Consider the following 3,442-nt stretch of genomic DNA (forward strand, 5'->3'; position numbering starts at 1 on the left):
CCGCTGTCTGCTCAGTGTGTCATCAACAAGCAAGTTGTAGTAGCCGCGGGCGTGTTCGCGCCGGGGCATCTGGGCGAGTTGACCCGGATCGTGCCGTTCGAGATGGTCGACGCCGCGCTGGAATCGGCTCGGGCAGCGCAGGTCAGGGTGCGCGAGCTGCCATCTCGGGTGGTGGTGTATCTGCTGCTCGCGGCGGGTTTGTTCCCCGATATCGGCTATAGCGGAGTGTGGGCGAAACTGTGCTCGGGCCTGCGCGGGCTGGCAGTCGCCGCGCCGGGTTCCTCAGCGCTGACCCAGGCGCGGCGCCGGATCGGGGCCGCACCGTTGCGGGAGTTGTTCGCCTTGCTCGCCGGCCCGGCCGCTGGTGCGGCCCGCTGGCGGGGCCTGCTGGTGTGTGCCATCGACGGCACCAGCATGTTCGTGCCCGACACCGCCGCGAACCTGAGTATCTATCACCGCCAGACCGGCGGCAACGGCGACTCCGGGTATCCGATGTTGCGGCTTGTGGCTGTGGTGGCCTGCGGCACTCGCACCGTCATCGACGCCGTGTTCGGCACCTACGGTATCGGCGAACGCACCTACGCACCAACGCTTTTCCGATGCCTGCGCGAGGGTATGCTGTTGCTGGCCGACCGCGGTTTCGGCTACGCCGACCAGGTCTCGGCGATCGCGGCCACCAAAGCCGACCTGCTCATCCGCGCCAAGAACAACCTCGCACTGCCCGCACTCGAGTATCTTCCCGACGGGTCCTGGCTCACCTCGATGGGATCGGTGGTGGTGCGGGTGATCGACGCCGAGATCACCATTACCCCGCACCGCGGGCCGCGGCGGTGTGAACGCTACCGCCTGGTCACCACCCTGGTCGACTATCGCCGCTATCGGGCGATCGATCTGGTGGAGTTGTACCACCAGCGGTGGCAGATCGAAACCAGCTATCTGGAACTCAAATCCACCATCCTCGACGGGCGAGTACTGCGTGCCCGCACCCCCGCCGGGATCACCCAAGAGGTCTACGCACTGTTGTGCACCTACCAGGCACTACGCATCGCCATCGCCGACGCCACCGCGACCGGCCCCGCCGCAACACCCCTGCACGCCAACTTCACCATCGCCCTGAACACCGCACGCGACCAGGTCGTCCACGCCGCCGCAGTGATCACCAGCGGCGCGATCGATCTGGTCGGCGACATCGGACGCGCAGTCCTGCACGATCTACTACCCACCCGCCGACCCCGGCAAAGCCCCCGCGTGGTCAAACGCGCCATCTCCAAACACCGCGCCAAAGGCACCATCGACCGCACCAACTACCCGAGCATCGGCATCACCATCAACCTGCGGAAACCACCGATTTGACACCAGACCCACCCGCCAAACTGCGCGGCATTGCCACTAGCCCCCGCCGATGCCCCCTCATCCATGGGCTCATGATCGCCGGTGTCTGCTGTGTTCCAGAGCGCAGCGATCGCCGTCGGATCAGTGGTCTGCCGAGAGACCGGACCCGTGGCGCGCACAAATACGCTCCGTGATCGCTCGGACTGTACGAGACGGGGCCTGAGGAAATCTGACGATCCGTCAGCCGTGCGCCTGGCCTGCGGGGTTTCCGTGGAGATTCAGGTGAAGAGGGGGCGCCAGCGGTCGGCGGCGTCGGCAAGATCACGGCCGACGTGATCGAAGTAGTCTCCCAGCAGAGTGAGCCGGGCGCCTGCGGGTGAGTCGCTCATCACCTTGGCGCCCTCTCGGGCAGCGCCGGCCCACATGGCACAGATCTCAACCTCGCGCTGCCAGGACCGATACCAGGCGTTGTCGTCGACGACGTACCGCTCACGCCGGTCGCCGGGACCACGTTCGCGTCGCACCAGCGCCAATGCCTCAAGATAGCCGACCGCCTTGGACACCGATGCCGCGCTGACCCTGAGCCGGCGCATCAGATCGGCGGCCGACAGGCTCGCGTCGTCGCTGGTGAGAAGTGCCGCAAGGATCCTGGCCGGCGTCCGCGCAAGCCCGGAGTGCGCCATCGTCGCGGCGAATCGTTCCTCGAACCCACGTACCGCCCCGGACCGCGGCGCGGGATCGCCAAGACGACGGGCGCGGCGCCGGGAACTCGTGGCGGCCGCTGCCGCACGGTAACCCGCCACGCCACCGTTTCGGGCGACCTCGCGGGTGATCGTGGACGTCGGCCTCCGCAGCCGCCGGCCGATCTCCGCGCGTGTCAAGCCCTCGACAAGCCAGGCAGCAATGGCATGCCGTTCCTCTACGGTCAATCGAGCGCCAGGCACAACCAACTCCATTGCAACTGTGATTCACGGCGAATCATTGCAATTTAGCACTCAAAGAGCTTGACTATCAAGTGAATTGCAACTTACTTTCGAGAAGTGCGAAATGCCAACAGAAGGATGGACATCACGATGGGCACCATGCTTCCGCCATTCACCCCGGTGGAGGCGAGCCTGTATCTGACGCTGTGCGGCAGGGCGCTGGACAGCCGCTCCGAGCACTCGATCCTCAACGACACGACGGCAGCGAAAATCGTGGCGGAGACGGGCGTCGACCCCGCCGACTACCCTCACGCGAAGACCGGAATGCGGGACATCGCGCTACGCGCCAAGAAACTTGACGGCATCGTGCGCGACTTTGTCGAGCGCTATCCGGACGCGGTCGTCGTGGACCTCGGCGCGGGTTTGGACAGCAGAAGGGCACGCCTCGCTCCGCCGTCCACGGTGGACTGGTACGACGTCGATCTTCCCGATGTGGCGGCGTTCCGCCGCCGGCTGCTGCCGGGCCCGGCCCATACGATCGCTGCCGACGTGACCGGCGGGGGCTGGTTGGACGAGATCCCGTCCGACCGCCCGGCGGTCATCGTCGCCGACGGTCTGGTCGCTTTCCTCGCCCAGCCCGACCTGACGGCGCTGCTGCGTCGGCTCACCAAGCATTTCCCCAACGGCGAGATCGCCTTCAACGGCTACACGCGCTTCCACGTGTGGGCACTCAAGCACTATAAGGGCACCGACTCGATCGCCGACGTGGTCGCCAACCCCGGCTTCGACGACCCCCACGATCCCGAACGCTGGAACACCGACATGAGGCTGGCGGAGGAGATTCTTCTCACCCGCGCGCCCGAGGTCGGCCAATATCCGCTTGCTACACGGCTGTTCACCCGGCTCGCGGGGCTGAGCAGGGCGTGGTCGCGTCGGGGCACGACCGTGCTGCGCTACCGCTTCTGAGAGTCCGCGGTCGGCCGGTGTCGAGATGTCGTGGCGTGACCGGGACCAGGGCGAGAACCTGCCCCGTCGGGTACCCTGACCTGCGCTGCCCGAGCCGATTCCAGCGCGGCGTCGACCATCTCGAACGGCACGATCCGGGTCAACTCGCCCAGATGCCCCGGCGCGAACACGCCCGCGGCTACTACAACTTGCTTGTTGATGACACACTGAGCAGACAGCGG

The 3,442-nt window shown here is 66.6% G+C and carries 4 protein-coding genes; 2 read left to right on the forward strand and 2 right to left on the reverse strand.

The features are described from left to right. The coding region (locus AB4Z47_RS30430; protein WP_441956123.1) for an IS4 family transposase at nucleotides 1–1,353 on the forward strand (1,353 nt) is incomplete at its 5' end. A 257-nt stretch (nucleotides 1,354–1,610) separates the two neighbouring features. Here AB4Z47_RS30430 and AB4Z47_RS30435 read toward each other — a convergent pair. Further along, nucleotides 1,611–2,261: a MarR family transcriptional regulator gene (locus tag AB4Z47_RS30435; protein ID WP_441956125.1), complete on the reverse strand. Its 651-nt coding sequence runs from the start codon at nucleotides 2,259–2,261 to the stop codon at nucleotides 1,611–1,613. A gap of 132 nt (nucleotides 2,262–2,393) precedes the next feature. Between AB4Z47_RS30435 and AB4Z47_RS30440 the strand changes: the two genes are divergently transcribed. After that, entirely contained in the window at nucleotides 2,394–3,221 is an 828-nt protein-coding gene (locus tag AB4Z47_RS30440; protein WP_441956127.1) for a class I SAM-dependent methyltransferase, read from the forward strand. Here the strand turns inward: AB4Z47_RS30440 and AB4Z47_RS30445 are convergent. Continuing rightward, nucleotides 3,209–3,442 (reverse strand): hypothetical protein (locus AB4Z47_RS30445; RefSeq protein WP_441956129.1); only part of this gene is annotated, 234 nt, incomplete at its 5' end. The two genes, AB4Z47_RS30440 and AB4Z47_RS30445, sit on opposite strands and share 13 nt — an antisense overlap.

It is taken from the genome of Nocardia sp. 2TAF39, assembly GCF_052114905.1.
In the GTDB taxonomy this organism is placed as follows: Bacteria; Actinomycetota; Actinomycetes; order Mycobacteriales; family Mycobacteriaceae; genus Nocardia.

Excerpts from the sequence above, each read along its gene's own strand:
- AB4Z47_RS30440 (WP_441956127.1), top strand. The coding sequence starts at position 2,394 with ATGGACATCACGATGGGCACCATGCTTCCGCCATTCACCCCGGTGGAG.